This is a genomic window from Loktanella sp. IMCC34160 (assembly GCF_004145845.1).
In the GTDB taxonomy this organism is placed as follows: Bacteria; Pseudomonadota; Alphaproteobacteria; order Rhodobacterales; family Rhodobacteraceae; genus SELP01.
Window position 1 is genome coordinate 599,182 of sequence record NZ_SELP01000001.1, and the last position, 23,652, is coordinate 622,833.

Sequence of the window (23,652 nt, forward strand, 5' to 3'; positions counted from 1 at the left end):
TCAAGACGCAGGAGGCAGAGATGCAACCGGACGTTCTGACCATGCGGGACATCGACAAGTCCTTCAACAACGTGCCCGTCCTGCGCCGCGCCGGGTTTTCGCTGCGCCGCGGTGAATGCCACGCGCTGATGGGCGAAAACGGTGCGGGCAAGTCGACGCTGATGAAGATCCTGACCGGCGTCTATCGCCGCGACGCGGGCATCGTCGAAATCGACGGGGAAGAGGTGACATTTCACGCCCCGCGCGACGCCGAAGCCGCCGGGATCGCGATGATCTTTCAGGAATTCAGCCTGATCCCCACATTGACCGTCGCCCAGAACATCTTTCTTAGCCACGAACCGAAGCGCGGCCGTGGCGCCTTTATCCGCGATGCGGAAATGGTGCAGCGCGCCCGCGCCATCCTTGAGGAATTCGGCGAAGACATCGACCCCCGCGCCCGCGTGGAAGAGTTGAGCGTCGGCGCCATGCAGATGGTCGAGATTGCCAAGGCCCTGTCCAAGAACGCCCGGATCATCGTCATGGACGAGCCGACGGCGTCGCTGTCCGAAAGCGAGGTGGAAACCCTGTTCCGCCTTGTGCGCCAGCTAAAGGCGCAGGGCATTTCCATCGTCTATATCTCGCACCGCATGGCCGAGATCTTCCAGATCTGCGACCGGATCACCGCGATGCGGGATGGGCGCGACATGCTGGTCGCCGAGACCGCCGAGGTCACGATGGAAGAGCTGATCCGCGCCATGCTGGGATCGGATAGCAGCGCGACCCTTGAATGGATCCCGCGCGAGGTCGATCAGACCAGTCCGCCGGTTCTTGAGGTGGAAGACCTGAGTGTTGCCGGAAGTGTCCGCAATGTAAGCTTCAACGTCCGTCCGGGTGAAATCCTTGGCCTTGCCGGGCTGACCGGATCGGGCCGGACCGAGATCGTCGAGGCGATCTTTGGCGTCCGCACTCCGACCGGTGGATCAGTGCGGATCGACGGCCGCCCGGTGCGCAGCAACCGCGATGCGATCCAGGCCGGGGTCGGGCTTGTTCCCGAAGACCGGCGGACGCAGGGGCTGGTTCTGGACCATAGCCTGAAGGACAACGTGATCCTTCCGAACCTGCGGCGCTTTACCCGCAGGGGACTGGTGCAGGACAAGGCCGCGCGCCGCGCCTCGGAAGCGCAAATTCATGACCTGAAGATCAAGTCCGAACATACCGAACAAGAGGTCCGCCTTCTGTCGGGCGGCAATCAGCAAAAGATCGTCCTGTCGAAATGGCTGGAACGCAATCCCAAGGTTCTGATCCTCGACGAACCGACCATCGGTGTCGATATCGGGGCGAAATCGGACCTTGTCCGCAAGATCCGCGAAATCGCCGACGCCGGAACCGCGGTCATCGTGATTTCCTCCGAGTTCGAGGAACTTCTGGCGATCAGCGACCGGCTTCTGGTCATCTATGATGGCGCCGTGATCGACGACATCCCCCGCAACGACGTGCAATCTGAGGAGGCTCTTCACCATGCAGTCCAAGGCTGAACCCATGCCGCAGCAGCGGCGCCTGCCCACGCTGGGCCGTATCTCGTGGCGCGAGAATATCGTTTACATCTGTTTCGCGGGCGTTCTTGTCTTTTTTGCCCTGACCATCGGCGACAAGGGGTTCCTGACGGTTTCGAACCTGTTCAACATCGCCCGGACCACGGCGATGATCGCGGTGATCTCGGTCGCGATGACCTTCATCATTTCGTCAGGCGAATTGGACCTGTCGGTCGGATCGACGGCGGCACTGTCCGCGCTGGTTTCGGCGCTGGCGATACAGGCCGGTTATGGCTTTGTCGGCGGCGTTATTGCCGGGCTCTTGTGCGGCGTGGCTGTCGGGCTGGTCAACGGGTTCTTCGTGACCGTGATCTCGATCCCGTCGTTCCTTGTGACGCTGGGGATGATGCAGCTGGTCCGCGGGATCGACATGCGCATCACCTATACCAACCCGGTTCCGGTCCGGAACGAGATGTTCGACGCGGTCTTCGGCCCCGGCACGATCGGAGTGGTTCCGATCCTGTTTCTTTGGGCGCTGGGTGTCGCGGCGGTTGGCCATATCGTGCTGCGCTATACCCCCTTTGGTCGTCAGGTTCTGGCCAGCGGCGGCAACCGCGTCGCGGCCCGCTATTCCGGGATCAACACCAACCGGACCAAGGTCATCTGCTTCCTGATCACCGGGATGGGCGCCGCACTGGCGGGGATGCTCTGGACCGGGATGATGGGCACGGCCCGCTACAATTTCGGCGAAGGGGCAGAGCTTGCCGCGATTGCCGCCGTGATCCTTGGGGGCACCAGCCTGTTCGGTGGCAAGGGCACGATCGTCGGCACCTTTGTCGGCGCCCTGCTGATCGGCACGATCAACAACGGCCTGATCATCATGGGCCTCGATGTGTCCGAACAGATGATGGTTGCCGGTGCGATCATCGTGCTTGCAGTGGCCTTTGGAAGGAAACCGGCCCGGTAACACGGGCCGGCCAGGCCGGAACAGGATCGGGCGCGGAACCGTGGGTTGGTTCCGCGCCCGTTCTCGTTCCAGGCGGTCAGGAAAGGGTGGCGATCTCGGCCTCGGTCTGTGCCTTGGTCCAACCCAGCGGCGGGCCGATCAGGGCGGCCACCTCTGCCGCGACCTGCGGTGTCAGGTCGCCCGACAGCGCCACAAGGGTCCGGCGGCGCAGCAGATCGGCCAGCGTGGCGACCCGTTCATGCCTGACGAGCCAAAGCAATTCGCGGTCCGAATAGCCGGGCAGGCTGCGTAACGGGGTTTCCCCCGACAGGGTCGCGGCCATGTCTTCGGCCCGCGTGCCGTAGCGGTCCAGCAGCGCGGCCGCCCGCGCCCGATCAAGACCAGCGTGCGTGGCGACGCGGTCGATCCAGTCCGCGCGGGCTTTCTCTGTGCGGGGGTATCCCTTGCCGCCACCGATCTGCATCTCGCGGGTGTTGCATTTGCGCGGCCGGCCCAGAAGGGCCAGAATCTTGTCGGTCTCCTGTTCGGCAAAGCCCCGGAAGGTGGTCCATTTGCCGCCGATCAGGCAATGCACCGGCGTGCCGCCCGGCAGGGTCAGCTCGGCGATGGAATGGTCGCGCGTGACCGCGCCCACGTCCGAGGCGGCATTTGGCAGGGGCCGGACCCCGCTGAACCGATAGTGGATCTGATCCTCGGTCACCGGGATATCGGGAAAGACCTCGGCCACGACGGCGCAGAGATAGGCGGCCTCGGTCGCGTCGCAATGCGCCGCGTCGGGGTCGTCGATGCGGATGTCTGTCGATCCGATCATCACCCGGCCCTGAAAGGGATACAAAAGGTTCACCCGCCCGTCGCCCGACCCGAAATAGACCATATGGCCATTCAGGGCGTCGAACAGGGCGGGGTTGTCCACCACCAGATGCGCGCCCTTGGACCCGCCCATCAGTCGGGCGTTGATCCCCAGGGTCGCGTTGACCCGGTCGATCCAGGCCCCGGCGGCATTGATGATGATCCTTGGCCGGACGCTGCGGGTTTCGCCGCTGTGGCTGTAGCGGATGATATCGCCCTCGGCCCCCAGAAGCGTGACATGATTCAGGGCGCGTGAGGCGGGGTGCAATGCCTCGCCATCGAGGACCAGTTCCAGCCCAAGCCGTTCCGCATGGCTGATCTGGCCCTCGTAATAAAGGCCCGCGCCGATAATGCCGCGATCCATCCCGGCGATAGCCTTGTCCAGACCACGGCGTGACAGCATCCGGTGCGCGGGCATGGCGCGGAACCGCCGCCCATAGATATCGTACAGGGTCAGCCCCAGCCGGGTGATGATCGCGCCCCGGTCATTCAGCTTTGCCTCGCGCCCGAAGAAGCGCAGGACCGAAGGCAGGATGCCGCCAAACCGGCTGCGCACCGGCAAGACAGAGGGCAGGGGGCGGACGTAGTGGGCGGCGTTCGACAGCAGCCTGTTGCGTTCCTCGGCGCTTTCCCGGACCAGCCGGAATTCGCCGGTTTCAAGGTATTTCAACCCGCCGTGCATCAGCCGCGACGACCCGGCCGAGGCCCCGGCGCAAAAGTCGGTCCGTTCCAGAAGAAGGCAGTCTATTCCTTGCGCGCAGAGATCGCGGAAGGTGCCACAACCGTTGATGCCACCGCCAAGGATCAGGACATCGACGTCCTGCACCTCACTCATCGCTGATCGCAACCTTGATGGCTGCGCCGCTTTCGGCGGTTTCAAAGGCGGTCCCGATATCGTCCAGCGGGTAGCGATGGGTGATCATCGACCCAAGGTTCAACCGTCCGGTCGCGATCATGTCGAAGGCGCGGTCATAGTCCTTGCGCGACAGGCCGAAGGCCCCGGTCACGATCAATTCGTTGTAGTGGATGGCGTTCACGTCCATCTCGGCAGTTTCGCCTTTCGAAAAGCCCGCGAAAAGGCTGATTCTTCCACCCATGGCGGCAAGGTCGGTTGCCTGGCGGGCAAGGGCAGGAATGCCGATGGCGCAGATCACCACGTCGGCCCCGGCGCCGCCGGTTTCGGCCAGAACGCGGGATTTCACGTCTTCCGCAGTCGGGTCGATGGTCGCGTCGGCCCCTGCGGCCAGCGCCGCGTCCCGCCGATGGGCGTTCGGGTCGGATGACAGGATGCGGCGGGCGCCCCGCAGTCGGGCAAGATGGACATGCAGCAGCCCGATCGGCCCGGCGCCGAGGATCACCACGGTGTCGGCGCTGGACAGGCCCACCTTGTTCTGGCCGTTCAGGACACAAGCCAGCGGTTCCACAAGGGCCGCCTCGGCACAGGACATGTGATCGGGCAGTTTGCGCAGGTTTCCGGCGGCAATCGCCGCGGCGGGAATGCGGATGTATTCGGCGAAGGCACCGTCGATCTGATAGCCGATGGCGGTACCGTCAAGGCAGAGGTTCTCGCGGCCGGTCTTGCACAGGTGGCATTGGCCGCAGCCGATGAAGGGGCACAGCCCGACCCGGTCGCCCATGGTCAACCCGGCATGGCCGCCGGTGTCGACGATCTCGCCCGCGAATTCATGACCAAGAACCGAGGGGTAGCGCACCCCGGCGGTCTTCTTTCCGCGATAGATCCGAATGTCCGTGCCGCAGATCGTGGCCGAACGCACCCGAACAAGGACGTCGCCGTCCTCAAGCGCGGGCCGGTCTGCCGAACGGAGGCTCATTTCATTGGGGGCTGCTAGGATGGCGGCTTTCACAATTGTAATCCTCACGACGAGACAGATGTGTGTAGATGTATACAAATGTCCGGCACGTGCAACAAAAATATTGCGTATCTGGCTGAAACTGTGCCGATAGGGCGCAATGCGCGCTGAAAATCCATGATAATGGGGGCTTACCGTGCAAACAAAAGTTATAACAGATAAATAAATGTGTTGACGCAGGGTTAGAATCTTCGGATAGTGCCCAGCAGACGACATGCCGGAGACCGAAATGCGCTACGATTATGCATCCACTGGGTTCTACACCTTCGATTGCCTTGGCTGGCCGGTCACGGCGATCCCCCCGGGTGGCGGCACATATTTCGTGGACGAGCTGACGCTGGCCGTTTCGGGTGCTGCGGGCACTGCGGCGATCGTTGCGGCGAAGGTTGGCCTGAAGACGCTTGCCGTGGGCGGTGTCGGCGATGACCTGATGGGCAAATGGGCGCTGGAGCGGATTGCGGAACTGGGCGTGGATGCCTCGCAGATCGAGGTTTGCAAGAATGCCCCCACCTCCAGCTCTATCGTGTTGACCCGCCCGGACGGATCGCGCCCGGCCCTGCACCTGAAAGGGGCGACGGGGGCGTTTGTCGTGGAGGAAAGCCGTTTTGACACGGTGACCGACGCCAAGGTGTTCCACCTGGGCGGGGTTGGCCTGATGGATGCGATGGACGGGGACCGGAACGCGGCCCTGATGAAACACGCCAAGGCCCGTGGCTGCATCACCACTGTCGATGTCTTCGCGGGGTCGCAGGACGATCTGCCCGACGTGCAGGCGGTGCTGCCCTATACCGACTACTTTATCCCTTCGATTGAAGAGGCCGAGGCGCTGAGCGGACTGACCGACCGGCGGCAGATGGTGGAGTTTTTCCACGATCTGGGCGCGACCTGCTGCGTCTTCACCCTTGGTGCCGAAGGAGCCTATTACCACCATGTCGACGGGACCGAATTCACCCTTCCGGCCTTTGACATCGACGTGAAATGCACCTGCGGCTGTGGCGATGCCTTTAACGCGGGCTTTGCCGCCGGTGTTGTGCGCGGCCTGTCGCCCCGCGACGCGGTGCGCTTTGCCCAGGCCTGTTCGGCGCTGAATGCCACTGGCCTTGGATCGCAGGCCGGGGTCGTGGACCGCGCCCAGGTCGAAACCTTTCTGAAGACCCAACCGCTGCGCGCCCCCGCGCGCGAGATGGCCGAGGCCTGAGCCCCGGATGACCGACTACCAACGCCGACTGATTTCTGGAGGAGAAAACATGAAAACCAGTCTCAAGACCGGCCTGCTGGCCACCACCTTTGCGGCGATGTTGCCGTTCGCCGCTGCCGCGCAGGATCAGGTCGACCTGATCACGCCGGTCGAAGACGAACTGACCTTTGTGTTCGTACCCAAGGTCATTCACCCCTGGTATGACGTCGTGGCCGCTGGCGCGGAATACGCCGTTGCCGAATTCGCCGAGCGCGGGATCGAGATCAAGGTGATCTGGGACCAGCCGCCGCAGGCCGACGTCGCCGACCAGAACCAGCGGATCGAAGCCAACATCGGCCGCCAGCCTGACGGTCTTGCCGTGGCCTGTCTTGACCGCGCGACCAACGTGCAGCTGATGAACGAGGCCGTCGAGGCTGGGATCAACGTCATCAACTTCAACTCTTTCTGCGACGACGCGTTCCCCTTCATCGGGCCGAAAAGCAGCGTCCAGGATGGCTATGACCTTGGCATGTATCTGGCCGAGGAACTGGGCGGCGAAGGCAAGGTGGCAATCCTGTCCGGCAGCCTGACCGCATCGGACCACGTCGAGCGGATCACCGGTTTCAAGGACGCGCTGTCGGGCTTCCCGAACATGGAAATCGTGTTTGAACAGCCCGATGATGACATCCTCGAAAAGGCCGTCACCCTGACCGAGAACCTACTGCAGGCGCATCCGGACATCGACGGCATCTTCGCGTCCAACGCCTCGAACCCGATCGGTGCCGCACGCGCTGTTCAGAACGCGGGCCGCGCCGGTGAGATTGCCATCGTCGGCATGGACGACCTGCCCGAAGCGGTGGAGTTTGTCTGCTCTGGCGTGATCGACGCGCTCAAGGCGCAGCGCCAATGGGATATGGGCTACTGGGCGGTTTACTACATGGTGGCGATGAACGAAAATCACACCATCCCGATGTTCCACAACACCGGGTCGCGTTTCCTGACGCAGGCCGACTGCAACTAAGATCATGGCCCGGGGCGCGTGACACATGCGCCCCGGATCACCCCTCTGACCCGGACCACCGACATGACCGATCAGCCCCTCTTCGAAGCGCGCAACATCACCAAAACTTTCGGCCCTGTCCGCGCCCTGAATGATGTGTCGCTGACGCTGTTCCCGGGCGAGGTGCATTCGATCATCGGCGAGAACGGTGCGGGTAAATCCACCCTGATGAACATCGTCTGTGGGCGGCTGCGCCCGACCGAAGGCCAGCTGTTCGTCAATGGCGCCGAGGTGCAGTTTCACTCTCCGCTCGAGGCGCAGACCCACGGCATTGCCATCGCGCCGCAAGAGATCAACCTGGTTCCGCATCTGAGCGTGGCCGAGAATATCCTGCTGGGCGCCCAGCGTGGCCGCGCGGCGGCGATCGACTGGAAGGCGACGGTGCGTGATGCGACCCACTACCTGCACGAAGTGGACAATTCCATTGATCCGCGGGCCCGTGTGACAAGCCTGTCGAAGGCGCAGCAGCAGCTGGTGCAGATCGCCCGCGCCGCCGCGACGCAGGCCCGGATCATCATCTTCGACGAACCCACCGCGATGCTGACCTATCGCGAGACCGAGATGCTGATGGATTACATCCGCCGCATCACCGCCGAAGGCCGGTCCGCCTTTTACATTTCCCACCGGTTGGACGAGGTCCGCGACCTGTCGCACCGGATCACCGCCTTGCGTGACGGCGTTCATGTCGGCTGTATCGGCCCCGAGGAAGCGACGCGCGAAAAGATGGTGACGATGATGGCGGGGCGGCCAGCCAAGGTCGGCGGCCATTCACTGCGCGACATGAGCGACCGACCCACGGTTCTGGAAGTTCGGAACCTGTCGCGCGATCACGAATTCGAAGACGTCTCTTTCGACCTGCGCGAGGGCGAGATCCTTGGTGTGTCCGGCCTGATCGGATCGGGGCGCACCGAGCTTGCCAAATGCCTGTTCGGCGCGACCCGTGCCCGGTCGGGCGCGGTGCGGCTGGATGGCAAAGACGTCGCCTTTCACGCGCCGATCGACGCGATCCAGGCCGGGCTGATCTATCTGCCCGAAGAGCGCAAGCAAGAGGGGATCTTTCCCCTGCTGTCGATTGCCGAAAACACGGCGCTGCCAACGATTGACCGCTTCGGCGGACTTCTGACCATCCGCAACCGCGAGATGATGGAAGAGGTGGGCAAGCTGGCCGCGCAACTGAAGGCGAAGTTCAATTCGCTGCGCGATCCGATCACCAGCCTGTCCGGCGGCAACCAGCAGAAATTCATCATCGCCCGCTGGCTGATGCGCGATGCCCGTGTCCTGATCATGGATGAGCCGACGCGCGGGATCGACGTGAACGCCAAGCTGGAGATCCAGACGGTGCTACGCCGCCTGACCGAAGAACGCGGCCTGTCCATCATCCTTATCTCCTCCGAGATGGAAGAGCTTCTGGACGTGGCGGACCGGATCCTCGTGATGCACGAGGGCGAACTCAAAGGCATCGTGGATCGCCGCGATGCGACGCAGGAAGGCCTGCTTGAACTGGCGATGAGCTGACGCCGGAAGGGATTTGATATGATGCAGGATGTGAACATGGATACCCCCCTGACCGAAACCCCGGCCCGTCGGGAAAAGTCCCTGATGGCGCGGTTCTGGCAATGGGAGGCCAGCGGCATTCTTGTCGCGCTGGTGGTGCTGACCGTGGCGCTGTCGATTGCGGCTGACAACTTCCTGTCGTCCTACAACATGACCGTTGTGGCCCGGCAGGCGGCCTTTGTCGGTTTGGTCGCGCTGGGTCAGACCCTTGTTCTGCTGGTGGGCGGGATTGACCTGTCGGTCGGCGCGGCGGCGGGGCTTTCAGCCATTGTCGGCTCCATCGCCCTGACCCAATGGGGCATTCACCCGTATCTGATCATTCCTTTCACGATGGGGTTCGGGTTCCTGCTCGGGTCGATCAATGGGGTGTTTGTGGCCGGGCTGCGGCTCAATCCCTTCATCGTGACCCTTGCCACCTGGGAAATCTTTGCTGGGATGACCTTGGTCATCACAAAAGGCTATCCGATCCGACCCTTGGGCGAAAAGTTCACCGTCTTCGGGCAGGGGGAACTGTTCGGGGTGCCGCTGCCGGTCCTGATCTTCATCCTGCTGGCCGCCGTCCTTGTCTGGATGCTGCGCCAGACCCGGCTGGGCCGGAACATCTTTGCCGTCGGCGGCAACCGCGACGCGGCAGTGCTGGCGGGTATCCGTGTGGGCCGGGTCGAATTCGTGGCCTATGGCATGGCCGGGATGCTGGCCGCGCTGGCGGGCATCCTGTTTGCCAGCCGCATGGACGCGGGTCAGCCCTCGGTCGGTGAAGGCTGGCTGATGGGTGCGATCACCGCGGCGATCCTTGGCGGCACGTCCTTGCGGGGCGGGCAGGGGTCCATCGTGGGCACCGTGCTGGGTGCGCTGCTGCTGGCGGTGCTGGCCAACGGGACGGTGCTGATGAATGTCTCGGGCTTCTGGCAACGCGTGATCGTCGGTTGTGTCGTGCTTGTCGCGGTGCTGGTCGACCTGCTGCGAAGAAAGGACTGACTATTCCTTTCACTGTTGCTAAGAAGAACGCCACGGCGGGCGCATTCCGCAACGAGGCGAGGACGGGACCGCAGATGAGTGACGCGGACAACGGGGAAGACCTGAAGACAAGGGTCGCATGGCTCTACTATGTCGAAGGGATGACCCAGGACGAGGTCGCGCAGCATGTGGGGCTGAACCGCGCGCGGGTGTTGCGCATCCTTGCCAACGCCCGCAATGACGGAACGGTCCAGATCCGTGTCACCACCCGGCTGTCACACTGCGTTGAACTTGAACGCCGGTTGGAGGACGTCTGGGGGCTGGAGCGCGCGGTCGTCGTGCCCACGCCGCAGGATGCCGCTGATACCTCGCGGGTGATCGGGCGCGAGCTGGGCAATTTCATCTCGACCAGCGTGACCCCGGATATGTCCATCGGTCTTGGCTGGGGCGAGACGCTGACCCGCGGCGTGCCCGCAATCGAACCGATGACCGTCGATGGGATCAAGGTCATCTCGCTTCTTGGTGGGCTGACCCGCGTGGAAAAGGTGAACCCGTCCGAATTCGCCTGGCGGGTGGCTGACAAGCTTCAGGCGGAATGCTTCATGATGGCCGGGCCGGTCTTTGCCCCGGACGCCACGACCCGCGACGCGCTGATGGCCCATTCGGGCATTCGCGAGGTGCTGGGCAAATCCGCGAACCTTGACATGGCGATCCTGTCGCTGGGCGACCTGACCCCGCATTCCATCTTCGTGCGCTACGGGCTGCTCAGCGCCGAGGAAATCGCCTCGCTTGAAATGGCCGGGGCGGTCGGTGACGTGCTGTGCCGCTTTGTCGATGCCGAAGGGCATATCGTAGACCATCCGGTAAACGACCGGGTCTTTGCGGTGCACCCGCACGATCTGCGACGGGCGCGCAAGATCGTCCTTGCCTCGGGCGGTTGGCACAAGGTGAAGATCCTGCGCGCGGCGCTGCGAATGCTGTCGCCCGCCGTGCTGATTACGGATGAAGAGGCGGCCAGCCGCCTTGTGATGGACGTCTGACCGGGCCTAGCCCGGCTTCTTGTCGACTTCCATCGGGCGGGCCGCCGCGGCAAGGCGCGGATCGTCCCGGTGCGGTTTGAATACCGATGGCATGGTCCAGTTCGGCGTTTCCCCGGCGAAAAGCTCCAGAAAGGCAATGGCGCTGTCCACGTCGTCCTGCACGTTTTCGCGGAAGGACCACCATGTGCGCAGGTCGCCCATTTCCGGGGCGGTGTCTTCGTGCAGCTGGAAATCCTGTTCCAGCACCGCGTCGCGGACCGCAAGGCAGAAACGGACATAGACGAACCCTTCGGGCCAGAACTCTGACGGGGCTTCGCTCTGCTGTGCCTCGGGCGCGCTGCGCAGGGTCAGGGGCGCGTGCCGCACCAGTTCCCGCAGCATCAGCCCTGAGGCGAATGTGACATAGTCGAACCGGTGATCGCGGGCGCTGTCGCGCTGTGCCTCGAACGCCCGATACCAGGCCGAGAAGGCCGCCATCAGCTTTTGATCGTCCAGCGCGAAGCGGGCGCCGGTTCCGGCCTCTGCCTCGGTCACGAAATCGCGGAAGGTCGACAGGAACCAGCGGGCGCGGCGGATCGCCCGGCGGACCGGCTCGCCGCCCTGTTTGAGTGTGCTGAGCGTTCCCGGCATGTCAGATCCGCCCCGCGCCGGACACCAGCAGCGCCTGCAAGGTCGCGGGATCGGTCCAGCAGGCACTGGCATCGGGTTCCAGATCGGTGGCGATGCCGGCGGCGATGTGCAGAAGATCGGCCTCGGTCACGTCGCCCCCGGCCCGGTCGGCCAACAGCCAGAGGATCGCGGACAGCAGGGTCCTGCGCCGCGCCGCCGTGGCATCCGGCGCGGTGTCCGACAGGAAACCCGGTGCCTCGCCAAAGGGCGGGTGGTCATCCATCGCGGCAAGGAACCGGGCGGCCGCATCGGGCCCGCCACGGGCCGAACGCCAGCAGAGCGCGACAACCGTTTCGCTGACCAGCGGGGCCGGGGATTGCGCGGTGATCGCATGGGACAGGGCCGCGGCCATATCCGACGACGCCCCGTTCCCAGACCGCAGGGCGGCTGACGCGCGTGCAATGACGTCAGCCGGAAGTTCGGCATCTTGCGCCTCGGTCCCGGTGATATCCTCTAGCGCGTGGCGCAGGGGCGGGGGCAGGGCATCCAGCGCCGGACCGACCACGGACCGCGGCAGCAGCCCGGACTGCCGCACGCCGCGCAGCAGGTCGCGCAGGGGCAGGGCAAGGGTCCGTGGGCTGGGTGGCGTCGGCAAGGGTTTCATCCGGTCAGTGATCCTGTGTCCCAGTCTAGGTCCGAACCGGCGTGTTTTCCATGAAGGAAATCGTTGCGGCCAGGTCGGTGATGACGGCCTGCGATCCAAGGCCAAGGGCGTTCTGGGCCGCGCTGGCCTGCCCGAAGCGGATGCAATCCTCGATCGACCGGTCTAGGTGCAGCCCGGTCGCGACGCCGGCGTTAAAGCAATCGCCACAGCCACAGGTGCACACGACGTTGATGTCATAGGCGGGGATATCGACCTTGCGGCCCTGCGCGTCGCGATACATGGCCCCCTGTGCGCCCAGTGTCATGATGATCGCGCCCACGCCCTGATCCAGCATAAAGCTGCAGATGTCTTCGAAATCGGTCAGGCCGGACAGGGCCATGGCCTCTTCCTCGGACGGCATGAAGTAATCCGTATGGGCCAGAAGCGGGCGGATCTTTGCAAGGTCGTCGCCGGTCGATGCAAAGACGTCCAGCGTCGTGACACAGCCGCGCGCCTTGGCCGCCGCCAGAATCTCGGCGTTGCGGCCGTTGTCCATCCTGTCCATGAGCCCGACCCCGCCGATGTGCAGGATCTTGGTGTCCAGCACCCGGTCGATCCGGTCATCGCCGATATAAAAGCCGCCGGTGGCCCCCTTCTTGTGCAGCGCCGGGCGCGCGCCGTCGGGCCGCGTCGTGACGATGCTGGAGGAGGTGGCGAATCCCTCGATCCGCTGCATCTGGTCGGTGTCGATTCCGTAATGGGCCAGTTTCATCATCACCCAATCGCCCATGTCGTCATGGCCGACACCGCCCACCGCCTGAACGTTCAGCCCGTGCTTGGCGGCAACGATGGCGGCACAGCCCGCAGCGCCGGATACCGCCAAAGCGAAATCCTCGACGAAATAGGTCCCACCGCCGGGGGGGATCTGGGTCACCGGGCGGCACAGTGCATCAAAGGTATAGAAGCCCAGTGATGTGTAATCGAACGTCATTTCCAGTTCCTCCACGCAGATCAAGGGCTGTTTGCCCCCGATCAAAGCGCGAGTCCAGCCTTAGAACAGATGACATGAAAATGAACGAATGTGCAACAATGAAGGTGTGAAATTGGGGAAATCTTTGCCTATGTCGAACATAATGTTTGACATAAGAACGAAAGTTCACAATGGTGACCACAAGTTCAGAACGCATCCGATATGCTGAAAGGGTCCACAGAATGGCTTCAAACATTGCACTTACCGGCCTTGCGAAGGATCTGGCCGCCCGCGCCGATTCGGGGCGCCCGGTCCGGATTGGCCTGATCGGCTCCGGTGAAATGGGAACCGACATCGTTACTCGCGCCGGGATGATGGACGGTGTCGATGTGGCCGCGATTTGCGACATCAACCCCGCCGCCGCCCATAAGGCGGTTCAGATCGCGCGTCAGGGCGCGGGCCACAGCGCCGACGCCAACACCGCCGACGCGCTGAACGCCACCATCGAAGGCGGGCTGACGGCCATTGCCGACAACGCGGATGCCATTCTTGAATCCGGCCTGATCGACGTTGTCATTGACGCGACCGGTGTTCCGGCCGTCGGGGCCGAGATCGGCCTGCGGGCGATGGAGCGCGGCAAGCACCTTGTCATGATGAACGTCGAGGCGGATGTGACCATCGGTTCTTACCTGCGGCACGAGGCGGAGCGGCTTGGCGTCGTCTACAGCCTTGGGGCCGGGGACGAACCGTCGTCCTGCATGGAACTGATCGAGTTCGCCACCGCCATGGGCCACCGCATCGTCTGCGCCGGCAAGGGCAAGAACAACCCGCTCAACATCGACGCGACCCCGGACGCCTACGAGGAAGAGGCGGTTCGCCGTCACATGAACCCGCGCCTGCTGGTAGAGTTCGTCGACGGGTCCAAGACGATGGTGGAGATGTCGGCGATTGCCAATGCCACGGGCCTGATCCCCGATTGCGACGGGATGCACGGACCGGCGGCCGGGCCCAAGGATCTGGCCAAGACCCTGATCCCGGCGCGCGATGGCGGTGTCCTGTCGGATATCGGCCGGGTCGATTTCTCGATCGGGAAGGGGCTGGCCCCCGGCGTCTTCGTCGTGGTCGAGGCCCAGCATCCCCGCGTCCATGAACGGATGAGCGACCTGAAGATGGGCGATGGCCCCTACTTCTCGTTCATCCGGCCTTATCACCTGACCTCGCTCGAGGTGCCGCTGACCTGCGCCCGCGCCGTTCTTTACGGCAAGGCCGACATGGTCCCGCTGGATCGCCCTGTGGCCGAAGTGGCCGCCGTGGCCAAGCGCGACCTGAAGCCGGGCGAGAAGCTCGATCAGATCGGGGAATACACCTATCGCGCCTGGGCGATGGAAGCGAACCGGGCCCGCGGGCTGAAGGCGCATCCGGCCGGTCTTCTGACCGGGGCCACCGTGACCCGCGCAATCCGCAAGGGCGAGTTGCTGACCCAGGACAACGTGGCGCTGCCAGCCGGATCGAAGATCGCCGAGCTGCGCCGCCGCCAGGATGAAATGCTGTTCGGCAAGGAGCTGGCACATGCCTGATACCGCGAATTCCGATACCAACCTGCCCTATGCCCTGCGCGCCTATTCGCGCGAGGATCTGGTCGGCGCCCTACGCAAGATGTTCCTGATCCGCAAGTTCGAGGAAGGCGCCGAGGACAGCTATACCCGCGGGTTGATCCACGGCACCATGCACCTGAGCATCGGGCAAGAGGCGTCTGCGGTCGGGTCCTGCATGTCGCTGACCGACGCGGACAAGATCACCTCGACCCACCGGGGGCATGGGCACTGTGTGGCCAAGAACGCCGATCTGGGCCGCATGTTCGCCGAATTCTTCGGCAAGGAAACCGGATACTGCCGGGGCCGGGGCGGGTCGATGCACATCGCCGATGTGGAAAAGGGCAACCTTGGCGCCAACGGGATCGTGGGCGGTGGCCTGCCCATCGCAGTGGGCGCGGCACTGACCGCAAAGCGGCTGGGCACTGGCGCGGTGACGATCTGTTTCTTCGGCGACGGCGCGAACAACGAAGGCGCGTTCCACGAGGCGCTGAACATGGCGTCGGTCTGGAAACTGCCCGTGGTCTTTGTGTGCGAGAACAACAAATACGGCATGTCCACCTCGATCGAGCGGTCGACCTCGGTCAAGAATATCGCGGATCGGGCGGTCGCCTATTCGATGCCGGGCGTCACCGTGGACGGGAACGATTTTTCCGCCGTGACCGAAGCCGTGGACGCCGCCGTGGCCCGGGCCCGCGCAGGCGAAGGCCCGAGCCTTGTCGAGAACCTGACCTATCGCTGGCGCGGCCATTCCAAGTCTGACCGCAACCGGTATCGGACCAAGGAAGAAATCGCCGAATGGATGGAGCGTGACCCTATCCGCCGCATGGCCGATCTTCTGGTGTCGCACGATATCCTGAGCGAGGCCGAGGTGGGTGCGCTGGAGGCCGAGACCGAACAGGAAATCCGCGACGCGATCGCCTTTGCCAATCAAAGCCCCGCACCGCTGATCGAAGACGCGACCCGCTTTGTCTATACCGAGGAGATGGCGTGATGAACGCGATGGACACCCCCGAAGCCCGCGAACTGTCCTATGCCGAAGCGATCCGCGAGGCGATGGACATCGCGCTTGAAAGCGATCCGCGCGTGGTCCTGATGGGCGAAGATATCGGCGTCTATGGCGGTGCGTTTCAGGTCACCGGCGATCTGGTGCACAAGTATGGCACCGACCGGGTCATGGACACGCCGATTTCCGAACTGGGCGGCGCGGGTGTTGCCGTGGGTGCGGCCCTGACCGGCCTGCGGCCAATCTTCGAGTTTCAGTTTTCGGACTTCGCGGCGCTGGCGATGGAACAGATCGTCAACCAGGCGGCCAAGCTGCGCTATATGCTGGGTGGCGCGGTATCGGTGCCGCTGGTGATGCGGTTTCCGGCCGGGTCCGGCACGGGTGCCGCGGCCCAGCATTCCCAAAGCATCGAAGCCTGGCTGGCGCATGTGCCCGGCCTGAAGGTGGTCCAGCCCTCGACCCCCGAGGATGCGAAGGGCCTGCTTCTGGCGGCGCTGGAAGACCCGGACCCGGTGATGATCTTCGAACACAAGATCCTTTACAAATCCAAGGGTCTGGTCCCCGCCGGCCACTACACCACACCCATCGGCAAGGCCGCGATCCGGCGCGCGGGCACGGACCTGACCATCGTCGCGACCTCGATCATGGTGCACAAGGCCCTTGCGGCCGCCGAAACCCTTGCTGCCGAGGGGATCGAGGCCGAGGTGATCGACCTGCGCACCGTCCGCCCGATGGACCGCGAAACGGTTCTGGCGTCAGTCCGCAAGACTGGCCGTCTTTTGTGCGTCTACGAGGGGGTCAAGACCCTTGGGGTCGGGGCAGAGGTGTCGGCTATGGTCGCCGAAAGCGATGCCTTCGATTTCCTTGATGCTCCCATCGTCCGGCTGGGCGGGGCGGAATGCCCGATCCCCTATAACCCGGATCTGGAAAAGGCCGTGGTGCCGCAGGTGCCGGGCATTCTGGACGCGGCGCGCGCTTTGGCCAAGGGGCGGATCTGATGCCTACCGAAGTCATCATGCCCAAGGTCGATATGGATATGACCGAAGGCACCATCGTCACCTGGCACGTGGCCGAGGGCGAGGCTGTCGAGAAGGGACAGCCGCTGTTCGACATCGAAACGGCCAAGGCCGCGATGGAGGTTGAAGCCCCGGCCGATGGCCTGTTCCATCATCCGGTTGCAGAAGGCACGGTGGTGCCGATCGGTCAACCCGTTGCCTGGCTTTACGCCGCCGGGGAAGAGGTCGGGCCGCCGCCCGCCGTTGCCGCGCCTGCCGCCGCTGCTGCCCCTGCTGAACCGGCGCTTGCCGGGGCCGAGGTTTCGGCACCGTCCGAGCCGATGCGCGCACCCGAGCCGCCGATGTCCCGGCCCGCGCCGGTCGCCGACCGGCCCCGCGCCACCCCCGCGGCCCGGTCGCTGGCGCGGCAGGGCGGGATCAGCCTTGACCGTATCCCCGGAACCGGACCGTCAGGCCGGGTGCAGGCGGGCGACGTTCGGGCATGGCTCGACTCGGCGGCCAGCCCGTCACCGACCCTTCCCGCCGTGTCCTACGAAACCGGGGCGCTTGCGGTGCATCGTTCGCGGGGCGGGACCGGCACGCCGGTTCTGCTGATCCACGGCTTCGCCAGTGACAGCACGTCCTGGGTCCCGCTCGAGGCGCATCTGAAGCATCGGCCCCTGATCCGGATCGACCTGCCGTCGCACGGCAAGTCGCCGCGTCTGCGCATCGACAGCTTTGCCGACCTCGCCGCCGAGATCCGCCGCGCCTTCGACGGGCTTGGGGTCGAAAAGGTGGACCTGATTGGGCACAGCCTTGGCGGGGCGCTGGCCCTGTCGCTGGCCGACACCCGGCCCCGGTCCATCGCCTCGTTGACGCTGATTGCCCCCGCGGGCCTTGGCCCGCAGATCAACGGCGACGCCCTGACCGGGATTTGCCGCGCGACGCGGGTTGAAAGCCTTAAACCCTGGCTGGGTGCCCTTGTCGCCGACGACAGCCTGATCTCGGACGCCTATGCCCGCGCGGCGATGGCGTCGCGCAACGATCCCGCCCAACGTGCGGCGCAGGCCCGGCTTGCCGATGTGGTCTTCCCCGATGGGGTGCAAAGTTTCGACCTCAAGGCGGCGCTTGACCGGCTGGACATGCCGACCCGGATGATCTGGGGCAGGCAGGACGCGATCCTGCCGTGGAAGCACGCGCTGCGGGCACCGGGGCAGGTGGCGCTGCACTTCTTTGATGGGGTCGGCCACATGCCGCAGTTCGAATGCGCGGAGGAGGTTGGAAAGTTGCTGCGCGCCGCACTATGATGGCGCGCAACACCGCGAACCCGGAACGGAGCCACGATGCCAGACGACCTGAACCCAGCGCAGGAACGCGCCGCGCTCGATCCGCATAACCAGACCCGGATTCGCGCCGCATGGCTGTATTACATCGAAGGGCTGACCCAATCAGATGTGGCCAAGCGGATGGGCGTCAACCGGATCATGATTACCCGGCTTCTGTCCGAGGCCCGTCGCCGGGGCGAGGTGATGATCCGCATCGAATCCGAACTGACCCCGCTGATCGACCTGCAGGGGCGGCTGGAAGACAAGTTCGGGCTGGAACGGGCCATCGTCGCCCCGATGAACGACCCCGAGAGCGACCCGACGCGGGTCATCGCCGCGGCTGCGGGCAGCTATGTCTCGGGGTTGATGAAATCGAACATGACTATTGGTGTGGGCTGGGGCCGCACCCTGCATGCGATGCTGCCCTATGTCGAAGGGCAGTCGCTTGAGGGGGTGCGGATTGTCTCGCTTCTGGGCGGGATCGCGCAGGCCCGGCGGTTCAACCCCGCCGAATTCGCCTGGCAATTCGCGGAGCTGTTCGATGCCGAAGGCTACCTTATCCCGGCGCCGGCCATCGTCGACTCTCCCAAGACCAAGCACGCGCTGCTGGAACATTGCGGGCTTGAGCAGATCATGTCGATGGCCGAAAACTGCGACGTGGCGCTTCTGTCCTGCGGCGGGATTTCCAGCATGACGACGTCCTACCGGCTGGGCCATGTGTCCGAGGCCGAACGCCTGTCCCTGATCGACGCGGGTGCCGTGGGCGATGTGCTGTACAATTTCCTCGACAAGGATGGAAAGCTGGTCGACCACCCGGTGAACCAGCGGGCGATTTCGATTTCAGTCGACCGGTTGGCGCGGATCGAAAGCAAGGTGCTGATCTCGGGCGGGCCGGAAAAGGTCGAGATGATCCGGGGCACGATGAATTCGCTCCGCCCCAGCGTGCTGATCACTGACGAGCTGACCGCCGCGACCCTGCTGGAGTAGGGGCCTTCGCGGTCGCGTCGCGGCCGGGGCGATGTTGGTGCGCGGCGGGCACCCAATCGGCCGTGTCACGGTTCCAGAACCGGTTGGGGTTGTCCTCGTCCTGTCCCCGGCGATGCAGGGTTCTGCTGGCGGGCCACAGGGTTATCACCGGTTCCTCATAGGGATGGGTGGCGTAGATCGCGGCGACGACGGCGGGGGCTTGTTCCGTCTTCAGGAATATCCGCAGTTCGATGCAAGGCACGCTGACCGGGGTCTGCGTGGCCGCGTTCCGCCCGCTGCCCAAGGATCGGAAGTCCTGCCGCCCTTCGGCGCTGGCAAAGCTGACCGCGTCATAGTCGCCCCAGGTCAACGGGGCCGCGTCCCGGATGGCGGCCAGAACCCGCGCTTCGCTTTCAGCCGGAACCTGACAGGCCAGCATCAGCCCGGTTTCGACCGCATAGCGTTGGGTTGCGGGGATCATGCCCGGATTCCCAGTTCAGCGTCGAACCAGTGCCGCCCGCTGTCCGTCACGATGATTTCGCGCCCGGCGCCGCGTGCGACCTGTCCTTGCTCCAGCAAGTGCCGCAAAAGCGTGGTCGCGAAGGGGCCGGACAGGTGATACCGGCGTTCCGACCAATCCAGACAGGGCCGCATGGACCCGGGTTTGAGGCCCTGTCGGGCGGCCCAGTCCCGGCCCTTTTCGGTCAACGCCGGGCTGGTCAGGTCGGTCAGATATGCGCGCGCAACCAGCGCATCGGCCATCGCCACCCCCAGCCGACCGGCAAGGTGATTGTAACAGCAGCGCGCCGCCAGTTCGGCCGCAGGGGCGCGGCGCAGGGCAGGGCGGGCGTCGGGCCGGGCCAGCGGCAGGGCAGACAGGGTTTCAAGCATCTCGGCCACCTTTGACCCCGCGATCCTGTGATAGGTGAACCGCCCCGACCGTTTCGTGATCACCAGACCGGCGGCGACCAGATGGGCAAGGTGCCCGCTGGCGGTTTGTGGGGAAATCCCGGCACCATGGGCGAGTTCCTTGTTCGTATGGGCGCGGCCGTCCATAAGCTGGCACAGCATCCGGGCCCGGCTTTGGTCCGATAGGGCGGCGCCGATGCGCACGATCTGCGGGTCTGTGTTCATGGGAGGACCCTAGCACCCGACCGGGCCAGGGTTGCAGCCGAATTGATACGGTCCGGGCCGAAGCGTCAGCGATGCGCGGGCCGCGCGCAGCTTCCCCCTTGCCGCCCCGTGCCCTGCCTGCCAAAAGGCGGACCATGACTTCTGGTATCCTTTCGATTGATCTGGACGCGATTGCCGCGAACTGGGCCGCGCTTGACGCCAAGACCGGGGTGGAAACCGCCGCCGTGGTCAAGGCCGATGGCTATGGGCTGGATGCGGGCCGCGTCGCGGGCCGCCTGTTCCACGCGGGCGCGCGCCGGTTTTTTGTCGCCGTGGCCGAGGAGGGCGCTGCCGTCCGCGCCGCTGTTGGCGATGATGCGCATATCTACGTCTTTTCTGGCCATTGCCGGGGCGACACGGAAATGATCGGCGATCTGGGCCTGATCCCGATGCTGAATTCCATGGACCAGATGACCCGCCATTTCGAAAGCCTGCCGGGCCACCCGTTCGGGGTGCAGCTGGACACGGGCATGAACCGGCTGGGTATGGAATGGGACGAATGGGCTGCCGTCGCCCCGATCGCGCTGGAACAGGGGCCGCAGCTTCTGATCAGCCATCTGGCCTGCTCGGACGAACCCGACCATCCGATGAACCCCTACCAGCTGGACCTGTTCCGCCGGATGACCGACGGTACCGGCGTGCCCCGGTCGCTGGCCGCGACGGGGGGGATCCTGCTGGGCAAGGACTATCATTTCGACCTGTGCCGCCCCGGTGTCGGCCTCTACGGTGGCCACCCCTTTGTCGAGGCGCGGCCCGTGGTGCGGCTGGACCTGCCGGTGATCCAGATCCGCGATCTGGCCGAGGGCGAAGTCGTGGGCTACGGCAACAGTTGGCAGGCCGCGCGGCCCAGCCGGATCGCCACGCTGGCGGCGGGCTATGCCGATGGTATCCTGCGGGCCCTGTCGAACGGCGCGACCCTGTGGCACGGCAAGACGCCTTGCCCGCTGGTCGGGCGGGTGTCGATGGACCTTCTGACCATCGACGTCACCGATCTGGATGAAGCGCCCCGCGCGCTGACCCTTCTGGGGCCGCGCCAGACCGTGGACGATCTTGCCGAGGCCGCGGGCACCATCGGATATGAAATCCTGACCTCTCTGGGCCATCGCTACCAGCGGCGGTATACCACGTCATGATCCGGGCGCTGGCCTCTGTCGGGGCGGGGGTTCTGGCCCTGCTGGCCGTGGTCGGACGGTTCGCGATCTTCACCGGCCAGACGATCAGCCACCTGTTCCGCCCCCCGTTCTACCCGCGTGAATTTGGCGTGGCGCTGATGCAGATCGGCTATTTCTCGCTTCCCGTCGTGGGGCTGACGGCGCTGTTCACCGGTGGGGCACTGGCCCTGCAGATCTACGCAGGCGGAGCGCGCTTCTCGGCCGAGGCGGTGGTGCCGCAAATCGTCGCCATCGGCATGGTCCGTGAATTGGGGCCGGTTCTGGTGGGGCTGATGATCGCGGCGCGGGTCACGTCCTCCATCGCCGCCGAAATTGCCACGATGAAGGTGACCGAGCAGATCGACGCGCTGGTCACGCTGTCCACCCATCCGATGAAATATCTGACCTTGCCAAGGGTGCTGGCCGCCACGCTGGTGATGCCGGTGCTGGTCGGGGTCGGCGACGTGATCGGGATTTTCGGTGGGTTTCTGGTGGGGACGGAACGGCTCGGCTTCAACGCGGCGACCTATCTGAAAAACACCGCCGATTTCCTTGAACCGCTGGACGTGATCTCCTCGCTGTCCAAAGGCGCGGTATTCGGGTTCATCGCCGCGCTCATGGGCTGCTATTTCGGGATGAACTCGGCGCGGGGCGCAATGGGCGTGGGCCGGGCGACGAAAGGGTCGGTGGTGGCTGCCGCCGTTCTGATTCTCGCCGCGAACTTCCTTCTGACAGAGGCGTTCTTTTCCGCATGATCGAGCTTCGGGATGTTCATAAGGCCTTTGGCAGCAACCACGTCCTGCGGGGACTGAACCTGACCGTGACCTCGGGCGAAAGCATGGTGGTGATCGGCGGGTCGGGGTCGGGCAAATCGGTTCTGTTGAAGAATATCCTTGGGTTGATCCAGCCCGATCAGGGGAAGATCCTGATCGACGGGCAGGACGTGACCCAACTGCCCCGCGATGCCTTTCTTGCCCGGTTCGGGATGCTGTTTCAGGGTGGCGCACTGTTCGACAGCCTGCCGGTCTGGCAAAACGTGGCTTTTCGCCTGCTGCGCGGGTCGCTGAAACGTACCTGGGACGAGGCGCGCGAGATCGCCATCGAAAAGCTGCGCCGCGTCGGGCTGGGCCCGGATGTGGCCGACCGGTTCCCGGCGGAACTATCTGGGGGGATGCAAAAACGGGTCAGCCTTGCCCGCGCCATCGCCGCTGGGCCCGAGATCATCTTTTTCGACGAGCCGACCACGGGCCTTGACCCGATCATGGCCGGCGTCATCAACGACCTGATCCGCGAGATCGTCACCGAAATGGGCGCGACTGCGATCACCATCACCCATGACATGACCAGCGTCCGGGCCATCGCCGACCGGGTGGCGATGCTGCACAACGGCAAGATGCGCTGGGTCGGGCCGATTGCGGAACTCGACACGTGCGGCGATCCCTATGTGACGCAGTTCGTGTCCGGCAGCCCCGACGGGCCGATCGAGACCCTCAGGTAAGGTAGGCGATGGAAATGGACCCAACCGCTGCAAACGGGCTACTGGCGATGGCAGTGTCTGGTCTTGTGGCCCTGCTGGCACTTTTCGGAATTGTCTGGGTCTTTCGGCGCGGGCCAAGATGGGCGCGCATACTGGTTGTGGTCGTGGTGATCCTCTTAGTCTTGGCGATCATCGCAGGCTATCTTTATATCCTTGCGCTGGCGCGGGCCTTCGCTGGGCCGTGACGCGAAACGTGAAGCAGGTAGGTGCCAAGTGAAAACAGTTCTGAAATTCGCAAATCTCGCCCTGCTGGTCCTGTTCCCCGTGGCCTGGTTTGCGCCGCTGATGCGGGCGGGGCTGGGGCTGCCGCTGTTCGATCTGAGCGAGATCAGCGTCATCTCAGGTCTGCAGAGCCTGTGGGACAGCGACGTGTTCCTGGCCCTGCTGGTTACCGCCTTTGCCTTGTTCGCGCCCTACCTGAAAACCATCGGGCTGGCGCTGATGCATTTTGGGCTGTTGCATCGCAAGGTGCTGCCGGTGCTGAACTGGATGGGCAAGCTGGCGATGGCTGATGTCTTTCTGATCGCCCTCTATATCGTTGTGGCCAAGGGGGTGGGCATCGGCAAGGTGGAAACCGCCTGGGGGCTCTACCTGTTTACCGGCTGTATCCTCGCCTCGCTCGCCATCTCGGCCCTGAGCGGTAAGGCCAAGGGGGCGGTGGGTTAAAACCCACCTTACATCAGGGGCGCTGCCCCTCTG

The 23,652-nt window shown here is 64.6% G+C and carries 24 protein-coding genes; 17 read left to right on the forward strand and 7 right to left on the reverse strand.

What is annotated here, in order from left to right:
- The first annotated feature begins 20 nt into the window (after positions 1 to 20).
- Entirely contained in the window at positions 21 to 1,514 is a 1,494-nt protein-coding gene (locus EU803_RS02925) for a sugar ABC transporter ATP-binding protein (RefSeq protein WP_129679575.1), read from the forward strand.
- Positions 1,515 to 1,518: 4 nt separating this feature from the next.
- Positions 1,519 to 2,478 carry an ABC transporter permease gene (locus EU803_RS02930; RefSeq protein ID WP_129679577.1) on the forward strand — a complete coding sequence of 320 codons (960 nt, stop codon included), beginning with the start codon at positions 1,519 to 1,521 and terminating at the stop codon, positions 2,476 to 2,478.
- A 76-nt stretch (positions 2,479 to 2,554) separates the two neighbouring features.
- On the opposite strand, the gene EU803_RS02935 is transcribed toward EU803_RS02930, so the two are convergent.
- Together EU803_RS02935 and EU803_RS02940 are read right to left on the reverse strand one after the other, a co-directional pair.
- Complete coding sequence (locus EU803_RS02935) at positions 2,555 to 4,162, reverse strand: glycerol-3-phosphate dehydrogenase/oxidase (RefSeq protein ID WP_129679578.1); 1,608 nt, start codon at positions 4,160 to 4,162, stop codon at positions 2,555 to 2,557.
- On the reverse strand, positions 4,155 to 5,159 hold the full coding sequence (locus EU803_RS02940) for an alcohol dehydrogenase catalytic domain-containing protein (protein WP_129679580.1): 1,005 nt from the start codon (positions 5,157 to 5,159) through the stop codon (positions 4,155 to 4,157). The genes EU803_RS02935 and EU803_RS02940 overlap by 8 nt, the downstream gene beginning before the upstream one ends.
- Positions 5,160 to 5,427: 268 nt before the next feature.
- Between EU803_RS02940 and EU803_RS02945 the strand changes: the two genes are divergently transcribed.
- The 5 genes from EU803_RS02945 (at position 5,428) to EU803_RS02965 (ending at position 10,986) form a co-directional block, all read left to right on the forward strand.
- Positions 5,428 to 6,396, forward strand: a complete 969-nt coding sequence (locus EU803_RS02945) for a sugar kinase (RefSeq protein WP_129679582.1) — start codon at positions 5,428 to 5,430, stop codon at positions 6,394 to 6,396.
- 49 nt (positions 6,397 to 6,445) lie between these two features.
- Positions 6,446 to 7,396 (forward strand): substrate-binding domain-containing protein, encoded by a 951-nt coding sequence (locus EU803_RS02950; RefSeq protein WP_242494258.1) that lies wholly within the window; start codon positions 6,446 to 6,448, stop codon positions 7,394 to 7,396.
- 18 nt (positions 7,397 to 7,414) lie between these two features.
- Positions 7,415 to 8,950: a sugar ABC transporter ATP-binding protein gene (locus EU803_RS02955; protein ID WP_242494259.1), complete on the forward strand. Its 1,536-nt coding sequence runs from the start codon at positions 7,415 to 7,417 to the stop codon at positions 8,948 to 8,950.
- Positions 8,951 to 8,986: 36 nt separating this feature from the next.
- Positions 8,987 to 9,967: an ABC transporter permease gene (locus tag EU803_RS02960; RefSeq protein WP_242494260.1), complete on the forward strand. Its 981-nt coding sequence runs from the start codon at positions 8,987 to 8,989 to the stop codon at positions 9,965 to 9,967.
- Positions 9,968 to 10,041: 74 nt separating this feature from the next.
- Positions 10,042 to 10,986 carry a sugar-binding transcriptional regulator gene (locus EU803_RS02965; RefSeq protein WP_129679584.1) on the forward strand — a complete coding sequence of 315 codons (945 nt, stop codon included), beginning with the start codon at positions 10,042 to 10,044 and terminating at the stop codon, positions 10,984 to 10,986.
- 6 nt (positions 10,987 to 10,992) lie between these two features.
- Here EU803_RS02965 and EU803_RS02970 read toward each other — a convergent pair whose 3' ends face one another.
- The 3 genes from EU803_RS02970 to EU803_RS02980 are packed head-to-tail and all read right to left on the reverse strand — an operon-like array spanning position 10,993 to position 13,229.
- Complete coding sequence (locus tag EU803_RS02970) at positions 10,993 to 11,616, reverse strand: hypothetical protein (RefSeq protein ID WP_129679586.1); 624 nt, start codon at positions 11,614 to 11,616, stop codon at positions 10,993 to 10,995.
- A 1-nt stretch (position 11,617) separates the two neighbouring features.
- Complete coding sequence (locus EU803_RS02975) at positions 11,618 to 12,259, reverse strand: hypothetical protein (protein WP_129679588.1); 642 nt, start codon at positions 12,257 to 12,259, stop codon at positions 11,618 to 11,620.
- A gap of 25 nt (positions 12,260 to 12,284) precedes the next feature.
- Entirely contained in the window at positions 12,285 to 13,229 is a 945-nt protein-coding gene (locus EU803_RS02980; RefSeq protein WP_129679591.1) for a PfkB family carbohydrate kinase, read from the reverse strand.
- Between the two features lie 221 nt (positions 13,230 to 13,450).
- Here EU803_RS02980 and EU803_RS02985 point away from each other — a divergent pair, with 221 nt between their 5' ends.
- From EU803_RS02985 to EU803_RS03005, 5 genes are read left to right on the forward strand one after another with little or no spacing between them, the layout of a single operon-like run.
- Positions 13,451 to 14,785 carry an SAF domain-containing protein gene (locus EU803_RS02985; protein ID WP_129679593.1) on the forward strand — a complete coding sequence of 445 codons (1,335 nt, stop codon included), beginning with the start codon at positions 13,451 to 13,453 and terminating at the stop codon, positions 14,783 to 14,785.
- On the forward strand, positions 14,778 to 15,794 hold the full coding sequence (locus EU803_RS02990) for a thiamine pyrophosphate-dependent dehydrogenase E1 component subunit alpha (RefSeq protein ID WP_129679595.1): 1,017 nt from the start codon (positions 14,778 to 14,780) through the stop codon (positions 15,792 to 15,794). The genes EU803_RS02985 and EU803_RS02990 overlap by 8 nt, the downstream gene beginning before the upstream one ends.
- On the forward strand, positions 15,794 to 16,804 hold the full coding sequence (locus EU803_RS02995) for an alpha-ketoacid dehydrogenase subunit beta (protein WP_129679597.1): 1,011 nt from the start codon (positions 15,794 to 15,796) through the stop codon (positions 16,802 to 16,804). The genes EU803_RS02990 and EU803_RS02995 overlap by 1 nt, the downstream gene beginning before the upstream one ends.
- A complete protein-coding gene (locus EU803_RS03000) occupies positions 16,804 to 18,108 on the forward strand; it encodes an acetoin dehydrogenase dihydrolipoyllysine-residue acetyltransferase subunit (RefSeq protein ID WP_129679599.1) in 1,305 nt (434 codons plus the stop codon). The genes EU803_RS02995 and EU803_RS03000 overlap by 1 nt, the downstream gene beginning before the upstream one ends.
- 36 nt (positions 18,109 to 18,144) lie before the next feature.
- Positions 18,145 to 19,113 (forward strand): sugar-binding transcriptional regulator, encoded by a 969-nt coding sequence (locus tag EU803_RS03005; protein WP_129679601.1) that lies wholly within the window; start codon positions 18,145 to 18,147, stop codon positions 19,111 to 19,113.
- Here the strand turns inward: EU803_RS03005 and EU803_RS03010 are convergent.
- Together EU803_RS03010 and EU803_RS03015 are read right to left on the reverse strand one after the other, a co-directional pair.
- The gene (locus EU803_RS03010) at positions 19,076 to 19,573 is read right to left on the reverse strand and encodes a hypothetical protein (protein WP_207209153.1); all 498 of its coding nucleotides are present in this window, start codon (positions 19,571 to 19,573) and stop codon (positions 19,076 to 19,078) included. The genes EU803_RS03005 and EU803_RS03010 overlap by 38 nt on opposite strands.
- Positions 19,570 to 20,226 carry a winged helix-turn-helix domain-containing protein gene (locus EU803_RS03015; protein WP_129679603.1) on the reverse strand — a complete coding sequence of 219 codons (657 nt, stop codon included), beginning with the start codon at positions 20,224 to 20,226 and terminating at the stop codon, positions 19,570 to 19,572. The genes EU803_RS03010 and EU803_RS03015 overlap by 4 nt, the downstream gene beginning before the upstream one ends.
- Positions 20,227 to 20,360: 134 nt before the next feature.
- Here EU803_RS03015 and alr point away from each other — a divergent pair, with 134 nt between their 5' ends.
- Genes alr through EU803_RS03040 form a run of 5 tightly spaced genes read left to right on the forward strand, consistent with a single transcriptional unit; the run spans position 20,361 to position 23,619 of the window.
- Positions 20,361 to 21,398, forward strand: a complete 1,038-nt coding sequence (gene alr, locus EU803_RS03020; protein ID WP_129679604.1) for an alanine racemase — start codon at positions 20,361 to 20,363, stop codon at positions 21,396 to 21,398.
- On the forward strand, positions 21,395 to 22,171 hold the full coding sequence (locus EU803_RS03025) for an ABC transporter permease (RefSeq protein ID WP_129679606.1): 777 nt from the start codon (positions 21,395 to 21,397) through the stop codon (positions 22,169 to 22,171). Before alr ends, EU803_RS03025 begins: the two co-directional genes overlap by 4 nt.
- Positions 22,168 to 22,914 (forward strand): ATP-binding cassette domain-containing protein, encoded by a 747-nt coding sequence (locus EU803_RS03030; protein WP_129679608.1) that lies wholly within the window; start codon positions 22,168 to 22,170, stop codon positions 22,912 to 22,914. Before EU803_RS03025 ends, EU803_RS03030 begins: the two co-directional genes overlap by 4 nt.
- A gap of 14 nt (positions 22,915 to 22,928) precedes the next feature.
- Positions 22,929 to 23,138: a hypothetical protein gene (locus tag EU803_RS03035; RefSeq protein ID WP_129679610.1), complete on the forward strand. Its 210-nt coding sequence runs from the start codon at positions 22,929 to 22,931 to the stop codon at positions 23,136 to 23,138.
- A gap of 28 nt (positions 23,139 to 23,166) precedes the next feature.
- On the forward strand, positions 23,167 to 23,619 hold the full coding sequence (locus EU803_RS03040) for a paraquat-inducible protein A (protein ID WP_129679612.1): 453 nt from the start codon (positions 23,167 to 23,169) through the stop codon (positions 23,617 to 23,619).
- The last annotated feature ends 33 nt before the right edge of the window (positions 23,620 to 23,652 follow it).

Coding starts and splice junctions, on each gene's coding strand:
- EU803_RS02925 (WP_129679575.1), top strand. CDS start 21: ATGCAACCGGACGTTCTGACCATGCGGGACATCGACAAGTCCTTCAAC.
- EU803_RS02930 (WP_129679577.1), top strand. CDS start 1,519: ATGCCGCAGCAGCGGCGCCTGCCCACGCTGGGCCGTATCTCGTGGCGC.
- EU803_RS02935 (WP_129679578.1), bottom strand. CDS start 4,162: ATGAGTGAGGTGCAGGACGTCGATGTCCTGATCCTTGGCGGTGGCATC.
- EU803_RS02940 (WP_129679580.1), bottom strand. CDS start 5,159: ATGAGCCTCCGTTCGGCAGACCGGCCCGCGCTTGAGGACGGCGACGTC.
- EU803_RS02945 (WP_129679582.1), top strand. CDS start 5,428: ATGCGCTACGATTATGCATCCACTGGGTTCTACACCTTCGATTGCCTT.
- EU803_RS02950 (WP_242494258.1), top strand. CDS start 6,446: ATGAAAACCAGTCTCAAGACCGGCCTGCTGGCCACCACCTTTGCGGCG.
- EU803_RS02960 (WP_242494260.1), top strand. CDS start 8,987: ATGGATACCCCCCTGACCGAAACCCCGGCCCGTCGGGAAAAGTCCCTG.
- EU803_RS02965 (WP_129679584.1), top strand. CDS start 10,042: ATGAGTGACGCGGACAACGGGGAAGACCTGAAGACAAGGGTCGCATGG.
- EU803_RS02970 (WP_129679586.1), bottom strand. CDS start 11,616: ATGCCGGGAACGCTCAGCACACTCAAACAGGGCGGCGAGCCGGTCCGC.
- EU803_RS02975 (WP_129679588.1), bottom strand. CDS start 12,259: ATGAAACCCTTGCCGACGCCACCCAGCCCACGGACCCTTGCCCTGCCC.
- EU803_RS02980 (WP_129679591.1), bottom strand. CDS start 13,229: ATGACGTTCGATTACACATCACTGGGCTTCTATACCTTTGATGCACTG.
- EU803_RS02985 (WP_129679593.1), top strand. CDS start 13,451: ATGGCTTCAAACATTGCACTTACCGGCCTTGCGAAGGATCTGGCCGCC.
- EU803_RS02990 (WP_129679595.1), top strand. CDS start 14,778: ATGCCTGATACCGCGAATTCCGATACCAACCTGCCCTATGCCCTGCGC.
- EU803_RS02995 (WP_129679597.1), top strand. CDS start 15,794: ATGAACGCGATGGACACCCCCGAAGCCCGCGAACTGTCCTATGCCGAA.
- EU803_RS03000 (WP_129679599.1), top strand. CDS start 16,804: ATGCCTACCGAAGTCATCATGCCCAAGGTCGATATGGATATGACCGAA.
- EU803_RS03005 (WP_129679601.1), top strand. CDS start 18,145: ATGCCAGACGACCTGAACCCAGCGCAGGAACGCGCCGCGCTCGATCCG.
- EU803_RS03010 (WP_207209153.1), bottom strand. CDS start 19,573: ATGATCCCCGCAACCCAACGCTATGCGGTCGAAACCGGGCTGATGCTG.
- EU803_RS03015 (WP_129679603.1), bottom strand. CDS start 20,226: ATGAACACAGACCCGCAGATCGTGCGCATCGGCGCCGCCCTATCGGAC.
- alr (WP_129679604.1), top strand. CDS start 20,361: ATGACTTCTGGTATCCTTTCGATTGATCTGGACGCGATTGCCGCGAAC.
- EU803_RS03025 (WP_129679606.1), top strand. CDS start 21,395: ATGATCCGGGCGCTGGCCTCTGTCGGGGCGGGGGTTCTGGCCCTGCTG.
- EU803_RS03030 (WP_129679608.1), top strand. CDS start 22,168: ATGATCGAGCTTCGGGATGTTCATAAGGCCTTTGGCAGCAACCACGTC.
- EU803_RS03035 (WP_129679610.1), top strand. CDS start 22,929: ATGGACCCAACCGCTGCAAACGGGCTACTGGCGATGGCAGTGTCTGGT.